Origin of the sequence: Protofrankia symbiont of Coriaria myrtifolia, assembly GCF_900634755.1 — a bacterium.
Lineage (GTDB): Bacteria > Actinomycetota > Actinomycetes > Frankiales > Frankiaceae > Protofrankia > Protofrankia coriariae.
The window spans coordinates 1-17,067 of the sequence record NZ_CAAAFS010000175.1; the positions used below are offsets into that span (position 1 = coordinate 1).

A 17,067-nucleotide genomic window follows, 5' to 3' on the forward strand; every position below is an offset into this window, starting at 1 on the left:
AGCCGATGCACTGGCCGTCGACCCAGGACACCGAGACACCCGCTCGCGACCAGCAGCCGTCAGGATCGAAAAAATGGGTTCCATGCCGAAGAATCCCTGTCGCCACGGACGCCAGGAACACGGGCACGAGCACGACCGCGAGCGAACGCAGTACCCATCGGCGCGCCCATACCGGGGGCGACGGGGCGAACAGAGGCTGTCCCCATCCTCGAGCGTCCGATTTGGCGGTCACGCCGGGCGGGGGCGCCACGAAGGTGGGTATCCGTAGCCACAGCCGCCAGCCCGCACCGGTGGGGCGTTGAGGCGCGTTCCAAGCGTCACACGCGTCTGCCGCGTTGGCAGCGGTCAGGGGATGGCGAGGGAGCGGCTGCGGGATGGCGTTGACCTGGTAGCCGGCGACCAGCAGCAGGGGGTCGTCCTTCCTGCCGCTGCTGCGGATGACCGGGATCAGATTCAGGAACCGCGTCACGCGCCCGCGCGGCGGCGTACTGTGATCACGGACGGCGGTGAGCAGGTTCAGGAACTGTTCGCCCCGCGGGTCACCGGCGATGTTGTCGATGAGGGCCAGGACCCGGGCGGTGCGCCGCCACGCCCATGGCCGCCAGAGTCGGCGCCGGTAGGCCAGCCGCAGGTCGTGGAGAAAGGCACCGATCAGCAGCCGTTCGCGTTGAGTCTGCCGTGCAGGGGCGCGGAACGCGTTCGCGGTGAGGCTGACGGCGAACGGGACGAATTTCTGCCTGCCTACCGCTGGAAACAGCTGCTGCTTCATGAACCAGCGGGTGCGCACCAGACCCGGGACGGGGACACGGCCGGACAGCCAGAGCACAAAGCGCAGTGGCGGTCCGAAAACAATCAGTACGGCCAGCAGGGGCCGAAACCAGCCTGGCGTGCTTTCCAAAAGCAGATGGGTATTGTTGCCGGTGCCCCTGAGCTCATCTCGCAGGCGTCGGGTGAGCTCTTTCTCCTGGGCTTTTCCAGCAGGGGCGCTCAGTGTCTGTCGGGTCAACCAATCCGTGAACGCGTACGTACGGAAATGGTATCCGAAGCCGGACGGTGCCGTGCGTAGCTGCTCGAAGAGCGCGTGCAGTACCGGCAGTACCGGTGGGTCGTCACCCCCGGGAAGGGGCGGGGAGTCCGGATGCCGGCTGTCATCGGGCGCCAGGTCGAGATAGGCGTGCGGCAGCAGCGAGGGTGGCGATGACTCCTGTATCCGGTTGTGTATCTCGGCGAGCCAGGAGCCGCTGTCCGGGTCGGCGACCAGGCATATCAGCGGTGCCGACCGGCGTCGTCTGAGATCGATGGCGAGGGAGTGGAACAGGGTGAGAACGGCGCCCACACCGTCGAAAAATGGAATCATGGCAGCAGGCTCCGGCCAGGGTCATTGTTCGTCATGGCTGCTCCCCGTCAAACAGTGTGCCCGGCTGCCCTGGGCGGCCGAATTCCCTGGTTGGCCGACGCCGGGTGTCCCGTCGCGACGCCGCTGTCCGGTGCCGTCCCTCCGCCGCCGGAGTACCGCTCGCGGAGTCTCCCCCGTATCGTCCCCATAAGTCAGCACTATGCCACGCAGCGCGCTGGTGCCGGTCCAGGCCCGTCCCAGTGGATCGGTTTGTCGATTCAGTGGAGGTCGATGGCACGGAAAAACGGAAAAGCGGTCGCGCGGGCTTTGGCCGGTCGGCTGTCGTCCGGTGGCCGGACGGGTGCTTCCGGTGTGTTCTGCCGCGTGCCACGGTTTCAAGCGGCCGATAGTTGTTCGATCAGTGTTCTGATTTTGTTTTTTTGGCTCGGCTGTCCCCTCTCTCGAGCTGATGGCTCTTCGTGGCTGAGCGGGTGACTCCTCCGGAGGGCGCAGGTCGCGGAGGGCAGGCGCCACGGCAACTGTGTGTGTGCGGCTGTATGTGTGCGGGCACACGGTGGACGATGGGGGGCATGGACGTTCCCGAACCACGCCGATTGGAGTACACGGAGGCGTTGCGGCGTCTGCGGCTCATGCTGGGTGACCTCGCCGAGCAGACCAGCAAGATCCTCCTCGACGCGACCAGCGCGGTGACCGGGCAGGCCGACACCGCTGGCGTGCACGCCGCTGTGGCCTGCCTGCGGGACTGCTGCCAGGACCTCGACGAGGACCTGGTGCTGCTGCTGGCCCGGCAGAATCCGGTCGCGGGGGATCTGCACCTGGTCGTGGCCGGGCTGCGCACCGCCGCGGCGGTGCAGCGGATGGCCGAGCTCGCCGACCACGTCGCCGCCACCGCCGATCTGCGGGCACCCACCGTGGTGGTCCCGGTCGGGCTGCGCCCCACCCTCAGCCAGCTCGGCCGGCTGTGCGCCGAGCAGGCGAGCAGTCTGGCCACCGCGATCTGCGCCGACGACCCGGCAGCCGCCGCCTGGCGGGTCACTGTGGGCGACGATCCCATCGACCGCATTCACCGGCAGCTGATGGCCGCCCTCACCGACCCCGGCTGGCCCCACGGCATCCAACAGGCGGTGGACCTCGCTCTGCTGTCCCGTTACTACGAGCGGTACGCCGACCAGGCCGTCACCGCCGCCCGTCAACTTGTCCGCCTGCGCTGGGTCCCGTCGGTGTCGGACAGCCTGGACGATCATGACCGGCCGGACGGTCTGGACATCGCCGATGATCCGGCCGGCCGGACGCCCGCGCACCTCCTGCCAGGAGGCCGACCGGAGAGGTGACCGACAAGGGAAGGTCCTGATGGTGGCGGGTATCGCTGCCTCGGTGAGGATTCCGCCTGGCAGGGGCTTCGGTCAGATGGCCAGGGCGGACAGGATAAGGGTGAGGCCGTCGTGGAACTGCTCCCGCATGTCCGCGGCGAGATGGTCGGCTACCGCGGCGAGATGCGGATAGCGGGACGCGGACGAACCGATCGCGGTGATCGGTGTCACGGTGGCGTCCGGTCCTTTCCTGGCGATGGTCGCCGCGGTGTGCCGGGCTTCGGTCAGGGCGTGCCCGAGCGTGTAGAAGAGCAGGGTCGTGTAGGCGTCGGAGGCCTGCCGGTCGGGCAGGCCCGCCTGCCGTAGCAGGCCGATCGCGTGGTTGGTCCGTTCCCAGCTGGCCTCCCCGCCGGGTGGGCGGCGCAGCACGATGGGCGCGAGCGTCGGATGCCGCAGCAGCGACCCGCGCAGTTGCGCGAAGGTCTCCCTGAGGTCGGCCCGGGGATCGCCGGTGTGGGGGAGGGGCTCGTCGCCGCGCACGACCCGGTCGGCGAGGGCCTCGAGCAGCTCGTTCTTGGTCCGGAAGTGCCGGTAGACGGCGGTCGGGTCGATGTTCAGGCGTGCGCCCAGGGCCCGCATGCTGAAGCCGCCGACCCCGCCGATGTCGACGATCTCCATCGCGGTGTCGAGGAGGAGCTGCCGGGACAGCGTGCCGCGAGGGGTGCGGGTGTGGCGGGGCTGCGCGGTCTCCATACGGTCTCCATACGGTCTCCCTGCGGTCTCCATCGTCGCGGTGCCTTCCGCCGGGATCGGCCAGGGCCGGTCGGGATCGGTCACGTCGGCGTCCCATCGAGATCCTTTCGGAAGACTACACCGTAGTCAACGTTGTTGACGACATGTCTTGACAATTTGATCTTCATCAACCGGTCTGCCGTTGACCAAACGGTGATATTCGCAAGATCGGATGATTGTTTTGGCGCCCAATAGTTCACTCATGGGAAACTTGTTCGATCACTATCGCGTACACGACATCACTGTCAGGCACAAGGAGCAATGACTCTTGGACAAGCCGGTGCCGCAGCCAGACGCTGAAGACGCACGGGAGAGGGACGTCCGCGCGGACGACTCCAGGCTCCCGCACGGGGGGCCAGCCGTTCCTGCCGAAGATCCTGTGATCCCGCCGTTCAGCGACGACTTCGAGTCGGGGGTGCACGAACTCGACCAGGAGCTCGGCGTACTCCTGGTCGAGGTGAACATGCGCCCACCGGCGGAGTCCAGCGAGATCGCCCGGGCCATCGAGTCCAGGGCCGCGGCGCTGCGCGCCGGTCGCAACCCGAGCCGGACGCAGGCAATGGTGTTCGACGGGCTTGCCGCGAGGATCGCCATCACCCGCTCGGACCTGGCCGCCATGGCCGGCGACCTGCACACGGCGCAACGCATCGCCGACAGCGCCTACCGGATGGCGGTAGCGTCCCGCGACCGGGTCATGATCGGTTCGGCTCGGCGGAAGCAGGCGGCGATCGCGATGGAAGCGGGCCGGCCTGCTGAGGCCCTGCAGCTGCTCGCGGACGGGTTACGGCGCTGCCCCGAGGGCCCTGTCGCCGCCGCGCTGCTGGCCCGGCAGGTACAGGCCCACGCGCTGGCCGGAGCGCACCCGGACGTCATAGAACAGCAGACCGACAGCGCCCTGGCGGCGGCCAGCGCGCTGCCCGTCGCCGAACAGGGCATGCCCGGGCTGTTCTTCACCAGCTACCATCCGGCGGACGCCAAGGAGCGGGCGTTGACCGCGAACGCGCTCGTCGGCCGGGTCCGCCGCGCTGAAAATCTCTACCGGTGGTGTGTGCCCGTCTTCGACGCGATCGACATGCCCGGCTGGTCGTCGGGTGCCCGCTTCACGCTGGCCACCTCGCTCGTCCTCAGCGGTGGGCGGCTCGACCTGGAACGATCGGCCGAACTCGTCGAGGAGGCCGTCACCATCTCGCTGCACCGCCGTACCGGGGCGTTGTCGGTGAAGGCCGACCGCTGGATCGGCGCGGTCCGCCCACACGCGGCCGGAACCCGGACGATCGAGACGATCAGCCGGGTGCGGGCATGGCAACGAGGCGAACTCAACGCCTGACCGCCGAGCCCGCGACCGCACCGAACGGATCGGGGAAGGATCCGTTCAGTGCGGGATGGCGTTCAGGAGGTCCTGGGCGCCCTGGCGGAGCAGCGCCACCGCGACCGACGCCCCCAGCGTGGTCGGGTCCGTGCCGGGGCCCCACTCGTGGGCGTCCAGGACGGTCTTGCCGTCGGGGCTGAACACCTTCGCCCGCAGGGACAGCCGCCCGTCGGGCTCGGTGTGGGCGTGCCCGGCGATCGGCGAGTTGCAGTGGCCCTGCAGGACGTGCAGGAGCATGCGCTCGGCGGTGACCTGCCGCCGGGCGTCGATGTCGTCCATGCCGGCGACGAGCTGGGCGGTGTCGGTGTCGTCCTCGCGGCACTGCAGGCCGAGCACGCCGGCGCCGATCGGCGGGCACATCGTCTCCGCCGAGAGGATCTCGGTGATCCGGCCCGCCTGGCCGATGCGCTCCAGGCCGGAGACGGCCAGCAGCAGCGCGTCGGCCGCGCCGTCGTCCAGCCTGGCCAGCCGGGTGTTGGCGTTGCCGCGGATCGGCACGGTCTCCAGATGCGGGTGGGACTGGGCGAGCTGGGCGATCCGGCGCACGGCGGAGGTACCGACCCGGGTGCCGGCGGGCAGCTGGTCGAGCGTGCGGCCGCCGGGGTGGATCAGGGCGTCGCGGATGTCGTCCCGGGGCAGGTAGGCGGCGAAGACGGTGCCGGCCGGGACCGGGCGGTCGCCGGGGACGTCCTTCATACAGTGCACGGCGAGATCGGCACGGCCGGCGAGCAGTGCCTCGTCGACCTCCTTGGTGAAGGCACCCTTGCCACCGAGCGTGGACAGCGGACCGGTCCACCTGTCCCCACTGGTGGTGATGGGCACGATCTCGGCGGTGAGATCGGGGTTGAGGGCTGTCAGCTCCGCGCGGACCCGCTCGGCCTGGGCAAGAGCCATCGGGGAGGAACGGGTACCAATGCGGATCAGCCGGGATGCGGACATGGCCACCAGGCTAGTTCTCCGGGCCGCCACAGGCGCCCCGAGCCCACCTGAGTGTCGCACCCACCGGCCCGCGGCCCGTCCACGGGCCACGCCCGGAGGATGCTCTGCTCCCGGTCGGATACTCTGCCGCAACGGCACGGCGGAGGGCCCGCGTCTGTGTCCGAGGCGACAGTGGCCGGGCCGGCCGTGGTTACGGCCGCTCCGGGCTTTCCGTCACCGTCCGTCATTGCCTGACCGTCTGGCGGGCGGCTGTTATGGCCAGGGTGAGGGTCGCGGCGTCGTAGGCGCCGTGGTGGCGCCGGCCGTTGATGAAGAACGTCGGCGTTCCCGAGACGTCGCTGACGTCGGCGGAGGCGATGTCGCGCTCGACCCGGTCGGCACCGGCCCTGGCGCGCAGGTCGGCCCGGAACCGCTCGAGGTCGAGCCCCAGCTCGCCCGCGTACCGCAGCAGATCCCTGACCGTGAGGGCCGACTGGCGATCGAAGAGCAGGTCGTGCATCTCCCAGAACGCGCCCTGCTCGGCCGCGGCCTCGACCGCGATGGCCGCGTACTCGGCATGGGGGTGCACCTTCGTCAGCGGCAGGTGCCGCCAGACATAGCGCAGATCGCCGAAATCCGCGAGCAGTTCGCGGACGACGGCCTCGGCCCGGCCACAGTAGGGACACTCGAAGTCGCCGTATTCGACGAGGGTCACCGGGGCGTCGAGCGGCCCCCGGATCCGGTCGCGCTCCGGGTCGACGGGCTCGGCGAGGTCGATAATGATCTCGGATACGCCGCGTTCGGCGCGGGCCCGCATCCGCGCCGGCAACATGCCCGCCACCTGGAAGACGATCCAGGAGAGCACGGACGCGGCGAGCGCCGCCGCCAGAATACCGATCTTCGCCTCCGCAAGGCGCTCGCCGGTGAACGCCACCGTCGCGATCAGCAGCGGCACGGTGAAGCCGATCCCGGCGAGCGCCCCGGCACCGGTGATCGCGTCCCAGCCGACGGGCAGGCGTACCCGGCCGTGGGTGACCGCCCTGACCAGCCACACCGAGCCGACGATGCCCACCGGTTTGCCGAGCAGGTAGCCGGCGATGATGCCGAGCGTCACGGGTGAGCGCAGCGCGCGGCCGAGGACGTCGCCGCTGATCTCGACCCCGGCGTTCGCCAGTGCGAACAGCGGGACGACGAGGTAACTCGTCCACGGGTGGATGATCTGCTGGAGGCGGTCGTTCGGCGAGATCGCGTACCAGACGCCGACCCGGGCCCTGCGGGCGAGTTCCGGTGTCGGCTGCTCGCGGAACGACCGGAACAGGTCGGTGGCGCGCTCCAGGTCGCCGCGCTCCGCCGGGTGGGCGTAGGTCAGCAGGCCCATCGCGAGCCCGACGACGATCGGGTCGATCCCGGAGCGCAACAGCGCGACCCAGGACGCGAACCCCAGCGCGGCGTATCCCAGACCGGAGCGCATGCCCGCCACCCGCGCCGCGAGTATCACCGCGAAGATGCCGAGCCCGGTGGCGAGCGCGCTCCAGACGACGTCCTCGCTGTAGAAGACGGCGATGACGACGAGTGCGACGAAGTCGTCGACGACGGTGAGTGTCAGGAGGAACGTCCGCAGCCGCTCGGGGAAGCGTGGCCCGACGACGGCGAGTACACCCAGCGCGAAGGCGGTGTCGGTGGACATCGTGATCCCCCAGCCACGCGCGGACGGTTCCCCCGCGTTGACCGCCAGGTAGATCAGGACGGGTACGGCCATCCCCGCCAGACAGGCCACGACGGGCAGGGCGAGGCGGCGGCGTTCTCGCAGCTCGCCTATGTCGAACTCGCGCCGGGTCTCCAGCCCGACGACGAAGAAGAAAAGCGCCATCAGCCCGTTGGTGACCCATTCCCGCAGGTTCTGCGCGACGCCCCGGTGGCCGATCTCGATCGACAGTTCGGTTCCCCAGACCGTCTCGTACGACGCGGCGGCGACGTTCACCCAGATCAGGGCGGCGAGCGTCGCCGCCAGCAGAACCGCGGCACCGCCGGTCTCGGTGCGCAGGAACTCCCGCAGCGGCGACCGGCCGCCCGGCCACGGGGTCCTGCCCGCGAGCGCCTGGCCTGCCCTCCGGTCCGGTTCCGCCACACCACCGATTCTCGTTCGCCGAAGGCGGGGTGGCCGGTCACCAGCCGCGGGCACGCCATTCGGCGAGGTGGGGGCGTTCCGCGCCGAGGGTGGTGTCGTGGCCGTGGCCCGGGTAGATCCAGGTGGCGTCGGGCAGCGGGCCGAAGACCTTGCTCTCCAGATCGTCCATGAGGGATCTGAACGCGACGGGATCCCCGAACGTGGCGCCCGGACCACCGGGAAAAAGGCAGTCACCGGCGAAAAGATGCGGTGCCGCGGAACCGGCGCCGTAGAGCAGCGCGATGGAGCCGGCGGTGTGTCCGACCAGGTGGATGACCCGCAGGGTGACCTCGCCGACGGTCACCTCGTCGCCGTCGCGCACCAGGGTCGTGGTCGCCACCGGGATGGCGCCGGCGTCGTCGGGATGCGCCACCGTGCGCGCGCCGGTGGCCGCGACCACCGCGGACAGCGCCTGCACGTGGTCGCCGTGGCGATGGCTGGTCACCACGGTCGCAAGGCCGCCGTCATCGACGAGGGCCAGCAGCGTGTCGGGCTCGTTCGCGGCGTCGATCAGGAGTTGTTCGCCCGTCGTGGCACATCGCAGCAGGTAGGCGTTGTTGTCCATCGGGCCGACCGCGACCTTGGAAATGGTCAGTTCGGGCAGCGTCCGGACGTCCGCCGGCCCACCGACACGTACCGCGCCGGTGTAGCCGTCGCCGTTGATCTCGTGTCCCATCATCCCTCGTCGGCTGTCGGTTGTGCGGGTTCAGCATCCTCCGCTCCGGCATCCTCCGCTCCGGCATCCTCCGCTCCGGAACTGTCGGAGCCGGTCCGTAGCATGGCAGGCGCGGCGGATGCCACGTCCGGCCGTGGCACGGCCGGTCCCTGGTCCCAGGCCCCACGCTTGGCCTGGCCCCGAGCCTGGTCCCGTCCCCAGAGCAGAGCGCGAAGGATTCCCACGATGGCAGACCGTCTCGTCGTGCGCGGCGCGCGAGAGCACAACCTGCGTGACGTCGACCTCGACCTGCCGCGGGACTCACTGATCGTCTTCACCGGTCTGTCGGGTTCGGGCAAGTCCAGCCTCGCGTTCGACACGATCTTCGCCGAGGGGCAGCGACGGTACGTCGAGTCGCTGTCGGCCTACGCCCGCCAGTTCCTCGGCCAGATGGACAAGCCTGACGTCGACTTCATCGAGGGCCTGTCACCGGCGGTCTCCATCGACCAGAAGTCGACCTCGCGCAACCCCCGTTCCACCGTGGGGACGATCACTGAGGTGTACGACTATCTGCGGCTGCTGTTCGCGCGGGCGGGCCGGCCGCACTGCCCGACATGCGGCCGGCCGATCTCCCGGCAGACCCCGCAGCAGATCGTCGACCGCCTGCTCGAGCTGCCCGCGGGTACCCGGTTCCAGGTGCTGGCCCCGGTCGTGCGGGGACGCAAGGGCGAGTACGTCGACCTGTTCGCGGAGCTGCAGGCCAAGGGCTTCGCCCGGGTGCGCGTCGACGGCGGCGTCCACGCGCTCACCGACGTGCCGAAGCTGGAGAAGCAGCGCAAGCACACCATCGAGGTGGTGGTCGACCGGCTGGCGGTGAAGGCGTCCGCCAAACAGCGCCTGACGGACTCCGTCGAGACCGCGCTCGGCCTCGGCGGCGGTCTGGCACTGGTCGACTTCGTCGACCGGGACCCCGCCGACCCCGACCGCGAGCGGATGTACTCCGAGCACCTGGCCTGCCTGTACGACGACCTGTCGTTCGAGGAGCTCGAGCCGCGGTCGTTCTCCTTCAACTCCCCGTACGGCGCCTGCGCGCACTGCTCGGGCCTGGGCACCCGCAAGGAGGTCGACCCCGACCTGGTCGTCCCCGACCCGTCGCTGTCGCTGGCGGCCGGCGCGGTCGCCCCCTGGTCGGCCGGCCACAACAAGGAGTACTTCACCCGGCTCCTCGAGGCCCTCGCCGCCGACCTCGGCTTCCGGATGGACATCCCCTGGGAGGGGCTGCCGGAACGGGCCCGCAAGGCGGTGCTGTACGGGCGGGGCGAGACCGAGGTCCAGGTCTCCTACACCAACCGCTACGGCCGCTCCCGCCAGTACTACACGGCCTTCGAGGGCGTCGTCTCCTTCCTTCAGCGCCGCCACCGCGAGGCCGAGTCGGACAGCAGCCGGGAGCGCTACGAGGGCTACATGCGCGACGTCGCCTGCTCGGCCTGCCGCGGCGCCCGGCTCAAACCCGAGTCGCTGGCGGTGACGCTGAGTGGCCGGTCGATCGCCGAGATCGCCGGCATGGCCATCGGGGAGTGCGCCGGGTTCCTGCGCACCCTCGAGCTCACCGCGCGAGAGCGCACGATCGCCGGCCGGGTGCTCAAGGAGATCGACGCGCGGCTGGCGTTCCTGCTCGACGTCGGCCTCGACTACCTCTCGCTGGACCGGGCCGCCGGCACCCTGGCCGGCGGTGAGGCGCAGCGGATCCGGCTCGCCACCCAGATCGGCTCCGGGCTGGTCGGCGTCCTCTACGTGCTCGACGAGCCCTCGATCGGGCTGCACCAGCGGGACAACCGCCGTCTCATCCAGACCCTGGTACGGCTGCGGGACCTCGGTAACACCCTGATCGTCGTCGAGCACGACGAGGACACGATCCGGGCCGCCGACTGGGTCGTCGACATCGGCCCCGGAGCCGGGGAGCACGGCGGGAAGGTCGTCGTCTCCGGCTCGGTGGACGCGCTGCTGTCCGCGGAGGCCTCGCTGACCGGGGCGTACCTGTCCGGCCGCCGTGAGATCCCGGTGCCCGACATCCGGCGGCAGCCGACCAGGGGCCGCGCGCTGACCGTCCACGCCGCCCGGGAGCACAACCTGCGCGAGGTGACGGTGTCATTCCCGCTCGGCTGCTTCGTCGCGGTCACCGGCGTCTCCGGTTCGGGCAAGTCGACCCTGGTCAACGACATCCTCGCCACGGTGCTCGCGAACAGGCTCAACGGCGCCCGGGAGGTGCCGGGCCGGCACCGCACCGTCACCGGTGTCGAGCATCTCGACAAGGCCGTCCGGGTCGACCAGTCACCGATCGGGCGCACCCCGCGCTCGAACCCGGCCACCTACACCGGCGTCTTCGACCACATCCGGCGGCTGTTCGCCGAGACCACCGAGGCCAAGGTCCGCGGCTATCTGCCCGGGCGCTTCTCGTTCAACGTCAAGGGCGGCCGGTGCGAGGCCTGCGCCGGCGACGGCACGATCAAGATCGAAATGAACTTCCTGCCGGACGTGTACGTGCCGTGCGAGGTCTGCCAGGGCGCCCGGTACAACCGGGAGACGTTGGAGGTCCATTACAAGAACCGCAGCATCGCCGAGGTCCTCGACATGCCGATCGAGGAGGCCGCGGAGTTCTTCGCCGCCGTTCCCGCGATCGCCCGGCACCTGCGCACCCTCGACGACGTGGGGCTGGGCTACGTCCGCCTCGGGCAACCGGCGCCGACGCTGTCCGGTGGCGAGGCGCAGCGGGTCAAGCTCGCCGCCGAGCTCCAGCGGCGCTCCACCGGACGCACCGTCTACGTCCTGGACGAGCCCACCACCGGGCTGCACTTCGAGGACATCCGCAAGCTGCTCGGGGTCCTCGGCCGGCTGGTCGACGCCGGCAACACGGTGATCGTCATCGAGCACAACCTGGACGTCATCAAGACCGCCGACTGGATCATCGACATGGGGCCGGAGGGCGGCACCGGCGGCGGCCGGGTGGTCGCCGAGGGGCCGCCCGAGACGGTCGCGGCGATCGAGGAGAGCCACACCGGCCTCTTCCTGCGGGAGATCTTCGGGCAGCGCCTGGACACGGCCCAGGGCAACGCCATGGCGCTGCCTCCGGCCACGGCATCCTCGGCGAAAACCCCGGCCGCGCGGGGGGCCGTCTCAGGTCAGCGGTCGCCACGCACCCCACTGCGCCCCGCCGCGGATGCCGTGGCGGGATAGCCCCCGCGGCGGGTTCGCCGTCAGCCGCCCGCGAGGTCACGGGCGGCTGACGGGGAGGGCTCCGTCGGGGGACGGGGGATCAGTTCTCCAGCAGGTTCGCGAGGACGGCGTCCAACTCCTCGGCGGCGCGTTCCTGCCCGCGGGGAACGACCCGTTCGGTCGCGTCGAGGAACGCCCGGGCAGCGTCCATGCTCAGTCGGACGGCGGAGTGCAGCTCACCAGCGGTCAGATCGAGACGAATACAGCCACGCTCGGGTTCGGGGGTGATCCGCACGTCGCCGGTGCCGGTGGGCACGTCCAGCCCGGCCCGCAGCGCGTCACGCAGTACCACCCACGTCCCGCGGGGCAGCGCGGGGTGATCAGGTCGGGAGATGAGCTCCAACGTCACCGCGAGCGGGTCGGCCCGTCGCCAGTTCACCTGCAGCACGGTCAGCCGCCCGCGGGAAGGTGCGTCATCGACGACCAATTCGGTGGTCACGTCCTCCACCTGCATCCGTCGTGCCTCCTTCGTCGTCTTGCGACGCTGTGCACCGCGGTATCGAGGGTGACAGCCAGTCAGGCAAGACGCCACCCGGAAAGCGTGGCGGGACCTGTTCGGGACCAGCCGGGACAAGGCCGGCACCGACACTGCGGGACCCTGGCCGGGGAGGTCGTCATCTCGATGTCGTGGGGAAGGCGTCTGTCGACTCCGCCGGCCGTACAGGGCCGGCCGGCTCCGTCGATCATATCGGCCCTGTTCCGCCGGCCGCGCTTCGCCCTGCTGGCCGTGCCTCACCAACCAGGCTTCCCCCGGCCGGCCGGAAGCGCGCCCACGTCCGGCCCACCACACCCATCCGCCACCGAGCGTCCGACGGATCATGCTTCGCACACCGCTCATGGTCTTCGAGCATGGACCCTTGCACCGCTTCCCGCCGGGCGCGGTGAGCGGGTGTCCGCGAGCTGTGAGATATGCCTGCCCGCGTTCACCGCCGGGCGCGCTCGCGCCCCAGGTCACGGCCACCCCGCACGGTTAAGTGCTCAGCGTGGTGAAATGGTTACGTGGAGGTGTTGTTCTGTGCCGATCCGGCTCGCCGTAGGCTCGGTTCATGGCTGATCCGGCGTCCTACCGTCCCGCGCCGGGATCGGTTCCGGAGACCCCGGGGGTGTACCGGTTCTTCGACGAGCACGGCCGTGTGGTCTACGTGGGCAAGGCGAAGAACCTGCGCGCCCGGTTGTCGAACTACTTCACCGACATCCACAACCTGCACCCCCGCACCCAGCACATGGTGACGACCGCGAGTTCGGTCGACTGGACCGTCGTATCGACCGAGGTCGAGGCCCTTCAGCTCGAGTACACGTGGATCAAGGAGTTCGATCCCCGCTTCAACGTCCGATACCGGGACGACAAGAGCTACCCGAGCCTCGCCGTCACCCTGTACGAGCAGTTCCCGCGCCTGCAGGTGATGCGCGGCGCCAAGCGCCCCGGCGTCCGCTACTTCGGCCCCTACGCCCACGCGTGGGCCATCAGGGAGACGCTCGACCTGCTCCTGCGCGTCTTTCCGGCGCGCACGTGCAGCACGGGGGTGTTCAAACAGGCCGCCCGCATCGGCCGTCCCTGCCTGCTCGGCTACATCGACCGCTGCTCGGCGCCGTGCGTCGGCCGGGTCGACGCCGCCGAGCACCGCCGCATCGTCGAGGATTTCTGCGACTTCATGTCGGGTCAGACCGGCCGCTACATCCGCCGGCTCGAGCGCGAGATGGGCGAGGCCGCGGCCGAGCAGCGCTACGAACAGGCGGCCCGGCTGCGCGACGACATCGGCGCGCTGCGCCGGGCGATGGAGAAACAGGCGGTCGTCCTGCCCGACGGCACCGACGCCGACGTCGTCGCGTTCGCCCAGGACGAGCTCGAAGCCGCCGTGCAGATCTTCTACGTCCGCGACGGGCGGGTCCGGGGCCAGCGCGGCTGGGTCGTGGACAAGATCGAGGACCTGACGACGGGGGAGCTGGTCGAGCAGTTCCTCACCCAGGAGTACCTCTCCGACAGCACGGGCGCCTCTCCTGCCAGCGCCGGGGCCAGCGCGCCGTCCGCGGGCGCGGGCCGGGTGGGCACCGGGGTGACGAACGAGATCCCGCGGGAGGTGCTCGTCCCGCAGCTGCCACCGGACACGGAGGTGGTCGCGGACCTGCTCGGCATCGCCCGCGGCGGCCGGGTCGACCTGCGGGTCCCCCGGCGCGGGGACAAGCGCACCCTGATGGAGACCGTCGAGCACAACGCCAGGCAGGCGTTCGCCCTGCACCGCATGCGGCGGGCCAGCGACATCTCCGCCCGCAGCCGGGCGCTGTCGGAGCTTTCCGACGCCCTGGGCCTCGCCGACCCGCCGCTGCGGATCGAGTCGTTCGACATCTCCAACCTGCAGGGCACCGAGGTCGTCGCCAGCATGGTCGTCTTCGAGGACGGGCTGCCGCGCAAGTCGGAGTACCGGCGGTTCGCCATCCGCGGGGTCGACGGGCAGGACGACGTCGCGAGCATGCACGAGACGATCACCAGGCGGTTCAGCCGGTACCTCGCCGAGAAGGCCCGGACCGGGGAGTTCGCGGGCCTGCCGGACCTCGCGGATCCCGTCGGCGGCGCCGACGCCCCGGACCCGTCGGACCCGTCGGGCGCACCGGCGCCGCCGGGCTCCCCCGAGGCGGCCACGCCGGCCAGGCCGGCAGCCGGGGCAGGGTCCCCCGGCACGGCGCCAGGGGCTGCCAGCGCCGCGCTGGACCCCACCACCGGCCGGCCGCGGCGCTTCGCCTACCCCCCGAACCTCGTCGTCGTCGACGGTGGCCCACCGCAGGTCGCCGCGGCGCGCCGGGCCCTCGACGCGCTCGGCATCGACAGCGGCCCTGGCGGGGTCGCCCTGTGCGGGCTGGCCAAGCGCCTGGAGGAGGTCTGGCTGCCGGACGAGGAGGATCCGGTGATCCTTCCCCGCACCAGCGAGGCGCTGTACCTGCTGCAGCGGATCCGGGACGAGGCGCACCGGTTCGCGATCACCTACCACCGGCAGAAACGCTCGAAGAGCATGGTCCGTTCGGCCCTCGACGACATTCCCGGCCTCGGGGAGACCCGCCGCAAGGCGCTGCTGCGCGCCTTCGGCTCGCTCGCGCGGATCCGGCAGGCCACCGTCGAGCAGATCGCCGAGGTGCCGGGCATCGGCCGGCACACGGCCCGGGCGATCGTGGACGCGCTCGCTCCCACCAGCCCCGGCGGCGCGGACGCCACCCCGGGCGCGGTCGACCCGTACACCGGAGAGATCCTGGACAGTGCGGATGCCCCGCCATCCGTGACCCAGGCAGGCACCCCCGCGCCATCCACGACCGCCCGCGCCACCGCCCCTGACCCCGGTCCCGACGCCACACAGACACGGGGTGTTCCCACATGACCTCCGCCGCGCCACTCGAGCTCGCCATCATCACCGGGCTGTCCGGAGCCGGCCGCAGCACCGCGGCCAAGTGTCTGGAGGATCTCGGCTGGTTCGTCGTGGACAACCTGCCGCCGGCGCTGCTGGCCACCATGACCGAGCTCGGGCTGCGTTCCCAGGGTGCGGTCAACCGCATCGCGGTGGTCGTGGACGTCCGAGGCCGGGCGTTCTTCTCCGACCTGCGCGCGACCCTGGACGCGCACTCCGCCCGCGGCATGCACCCGCGGGTGCTGTTCCTGGAGGCCGCGGACGAGACGCTGGTGCGCCGGTTCGACCATGTCCGCCGGCCGCATCCGCTGCAGGGCGACGGCCGGGTGGTCGACGGCATCAGCCGCGAGCGCACGTTACTGGCACAGCTGCGCGGCGAGTCCGACCTGGTGCTGGACACCACCGACCTCAACGTCCACGAGCTGCGCACGAAGATCGACGCAGCGTTCGGCCAGCCGTCGGGGACCAGGCTGGCCGCGACGGTGGTCTCCTTCGGCTACAAGTACGGTCTTCCGCTCGACGCCGACCTGGTGGCCGACTGCCGGTTCCTGCCGAACCCGCACTGGGTGGCGGAACTGCGGCCGTACACCGGCCGTGACCCGCAGGTGCGTGACTACGTCCTCGAGCAACCCGGGGCGGAGGAGTTCGTCGAACAGTACGCGGCGCTGCTGCGGCTGGTGGGGGAGGGATATGTGCGTGAGGGCAAGCGGTATCTGACGCTCGCGGTGGGCTGTACCGGCGGCAAGCACCGCAGTGTGGCAGTGGCCGAACAGCTCGCCGGGCGGCTCGCCGGGGACGGCGTCGGCGTCCGGGTGGTGCACCGTGACCTGGGGCGCGAGTGACCGTCATCGATCAGGCGCCGCTGCCCGGCCCCGCGGTGGTGGCCTTTGGCGGGGGGCACGGGCTGGCCGCGTCCCTGCGGGCGCTGCGGCGCATCACCCACCACCTCACCGCGGTTGTGACTGTGGGTGACGACGGGGGTTCGTCGGGTCGGCTGCGGGCCGAGTTCGGCGCGCTGCCCATGGGCGACCTGCGGATGGCGCTGGCCGCCCTGGCCGGCCCGGACACCTGGTCGTCCACCTGGGCGGAGCTGTTCCAGCACCGGTTCGGCGGGGACGGGCCGCTGGCCGGGCACGCCGTCGGCAACCTGGTGCTCACCGCGCTCGCCGAGCGGCACGGCTCCCCGGTGGACGCGCTCGACCTGGCCGGCAGGCTGCTGGGGGTGGCCGGCCGGGTACTGCCGCTGTCCGACGACGGCATCGACATCGTCGCCCGGGTCGCCGGCCTCGATCCGGCCGACCCGCACGCCACGGTGGAGGTCCGCGGCCAGGCGGCGGTGGCCACCACGGCCGGGCGGGTGGTGAGCCTGTGTCTGCAGCCGGCCAAGCCCGCAGCCTGCCCGCAGGTGCTCACCGCGATCGACACCGCCGAGTGGATCGTGTTCGGCCCGGGGTCGCTCTACACCAGCGTGCTGCCCCACCTGCTGGTGCCCGAGATCACCGACCGGCTGCTCGGCTCGCCGGCCCGCCGGGTCATGGTGCTCAACCTGGTGCCGCAGCCGGGTGAGACCGAGGGCTACCCACCGGAGGAGCACCTGCGGGTCATCGGGACACACGCGCCGGAGCTGGCCCTCGACGTGGTGATCGCCGATCCCGACGCGGTGCCCGACCCGGTCGCGCTCGCCCGCGCCTCGGCCGAGCTGGGGGCGCGGCTGCACCTGGTGCCCGTCGCTCATCCCGGCGAACCGCGGCACGACCCCCGACGGCTGGCCACCGCGTTCGAGACGGTGTTCGGGCTGACGCCGGGCAGCCGGCCGGGGCGGCCGGGGCGGCCG

At 71.2% G+C, this 17,067-nt stretch carries 11 protein-coding genes and 1 pseudogene; 6 read left to right on the forward strand and 6 right to left on the reverse strand.

Translation table 11 applies throughout. The annotated features are described in order from the left end of the window. Positions 1 to 1,357 (reverse strand): annotated as a pseudogene (locus tag CM1CMNOD_RS09800) (hypothetical protein); the annotation flags it as partial. A gap of 569 nt (positions 1,358 to 1,926) precedes the next feature. On the opposite strand from CM1CMNOD_RS09800, the gene CM1CMNOD_RS09805 reads away from it, so the two are divergent. Continuing rightward, positions 1,927 to 2,688 (forward strand): phosphate signaling complex PhoU family protein, encoded by a 762-nt coding sequence (locus CM1CMNOD_RS09805; RefSeq protein ID WP_013873503.1) that lies wholly within the window; start codon positions 1,927 to 1,929, stop codon positions 2,686 to 2,688. A 72-nt stretch (positions 2,689 to 2,760) separates the two neighbouring features. On the opposite strand, the gene CM1CMNOD_RS09810 is transcribed toward CM1CMNOD_RS09805, so the two are convergent. After that, positions 2,761 to 3,420: a TetR/AcrR family transcriptional regulator gene (locus CM1CMNOD_RS09810; RefSeq protein WP_013873504.1), complete on the reverse strand. Its 660-nt coding sequence runs from the start codon at positions 3,418 to 3,420 to the stop codon at positions 2,761 to 2,763. Between the two features lie 418 nt (positions 3,421 to 3,838). Between CM1CMNOD_RS09810 and CM1CMNOD_RS09815 the strand changes: the two genes are divergently transcribed. Next, positions 3,839 to 4,786 carry a hypothetical protein gene (locus CM1CMNOD_RS09815; protein WP_043603430.1) on the forward strand — a complete coding sequence of 316 codons (948 nt, stop codon included), beginning with the start codon at positions 3,839 to 3,841 and terminating at the stop codon, positions 4,784 to 4,786. A 45-nt stretch (positions 4,787 to 4,831) separates the two neighbouring features. Here the strand turns inward: CM1CMNOD_RS09815 and hemC are convergent, their stop codons facing one another. From hemC to CM1CMNOD_RS09830, 3 genes are all read right to left on the reverse strand, one after another. Continuing rightward, a complete protein-coding gene (gene hemC / locus CM1CMNOD_RS09820; protein ID WP_043603433.1) occupies positions 4,832 to 5,767 on the reverse strand; it encodes a hydroxymethylbilane synthase in 936 nt (311 codons plus the stop codon). A gap of 223 nt (positions 5,768 to 5,990) precedes the next feature. Beyond that, positions 5,991 to 7,874, reverse strand: coding sequence for a Na+/H+ antiporter NhaA (nhaA, locus tag CM1CMNOD_RS09825; protein ID WP_013873507.1), 1,884 nt, complete (start codon positions 7,872 to 7,874; stop codon positions 5,991 to 5,993). A gap of 37 nt (positions 7,875 to 7,911) precedes the next feature. Then, positions 7,912 to 8,589 carry an MBL fold metallo-hydrolase gene (locus CM1CMNOD_RS09830; protein WP_013873508.1) on the reverse strand — a complete coding sequence of 226 codons (678 nt, stop codon included), beginning with the start codon at positions 8,587 to 8,589 and terminating at the stop codon, positions 7,912 to 7,914. A 225-nt stretch (positions 8,590 to 8,814) separates the two neighbouring features. On the opposite strand from CM1CMNOD_RS09830, the gene uvrA reads away from it, so the two are divergent. Continuing rightward, positions 8,815 to 11,802 carry an excinuclease ABC subunit UvrA gene (uvrA, locus tag CM1CMNOD_RS09835; protein WP_013873509.1) on the forward strand — a complete coding sequence of 996 codons (2,988 nt, stop codon included), beginning with the start codon at positions 8,815 to 8,817 and terminating at the stop codon, positions 11,800 to 11,802. Between the two features lie 79 nt (positions 11,803 to 11,881). On the opposite strand, the gene CM1CMNOD_RS09840 is transcribed toward uvrA, so the two are convergent. After that, positions 11,882 to 12,295, reverse strand: coding sequence for an SsgA family sporulation/cell division regulator (locus tag CM1CMNOD_RS09840; protein WP_013873510.1), 414 nt, complete (start codon positions 12,293 to 12,295; stop codon positions 11,882 to 11,884). A gap of 592 nt (positions 12,296 to 12,887) precedes the next feature. On the opposite strand from CM1CMNOD_RS09840, the gene uvrC reads away from it, so the two are divergent. The 3 genes from uvrC to CM1CMNOD_RS09855 all read left to right on the forward strand — a co-directional run. Next, on the forward strand, positions 12,888 to 15,206 hold the full coding sequence (gene uvrC / locus CM1CMNOD_RS09845; protein ID WP_013873511.1) for an excinuclease ABC subunit UvrC: 2,319 nt from the start codon (positions 12,888 to 12,890) through the stop codon (positions 15,204 to 15,206). After that, positions 15,203 to 16,075: an RNase adapter RapZ gene (rapZ, locus tag CM1CMNOD_RS09850; RefSeq protein WP_013873512.1), complete on the forward strand. Its 873-nt coding sequence runs from the start codon at positions 15,203 to 15,205 to the stop codon at positions 16,073 to 16,075. The genes uvrC and rapZ overlap by 4 nt, the downstream gene beginning before the upstream one ends. Then, on the forward strand, positions 16,072 to 17,067 hold a 996-nt coding region (locus tag CM1CMNOD_RS09855), incomplete at its 3' end, for a gluconeogenesis factor YvcK family protein (RefSeq protein WP_131773960.1). The genes rapZ and CM1CMNOD_RS09855, both read left to right, overlap by 4 nt.

Excerpts from the sequence above, each read along its gene's own strand:
- CM1CMNOD_RS09810 (WP_013873504.1), bottom strand. The coding sequence starts at position 3,420 with ATGGAGACCGCGCAGCCCCGCCACACCCGCACCCCTCGCGGCACGCTG.
- hemC (WP_043603433.1), bottom strand. The coding sequence starts at position 5,767 with ATGTCCGCATCCCGGCTGATCCGCATTGGTACCCGTTCCTCCCCGATG.
- uvrA (WP_013873509.1), top strand. The coding sequence starts at position 8,815 with ATGGCAGACCGTCTCGTCGTGCGCGGCGCGCGAGAGCACAACCTGCGT.
- CM1CMNOD_RS09805 (WP_013873503.1), top strand. The coding sequence starts at position 1,927 with ATGGACGTTCCCGAACCACGCCGATTGGAGTACACGGAGGCGTTGCGG.
- CM1CMNOD_RS09840 (WP_013873510.1), bottom strand. The coding sequence starts at position 12,295 with ATGCAGGTGGAGGACGTGACCACCGAATTGGTCGTCGATGACGCACCT.
- rapZ (WP_013873512.1), top strand. The coding sequence starts at position 15,203 with ATGACCTCCGCCGCGCCACTCGAGCTCGCCATCATCACCGGGCTGTCC.
- uvrC (WP_013873511.1), top strand. The coding sequence starts at position 12,888 with ATGGCTGATCCGGCGTCCTACCGTCCCGCGCCGGGATCGGTTCCGGAG.
- CM1CMNOD_RS09830 (WP_013873508.1), bottom strand. The coding sequence starts at position 8,589 with ATGGGACACGAGATCAACGGCGACGGCTACACCGGCGCGGTACGTGTC.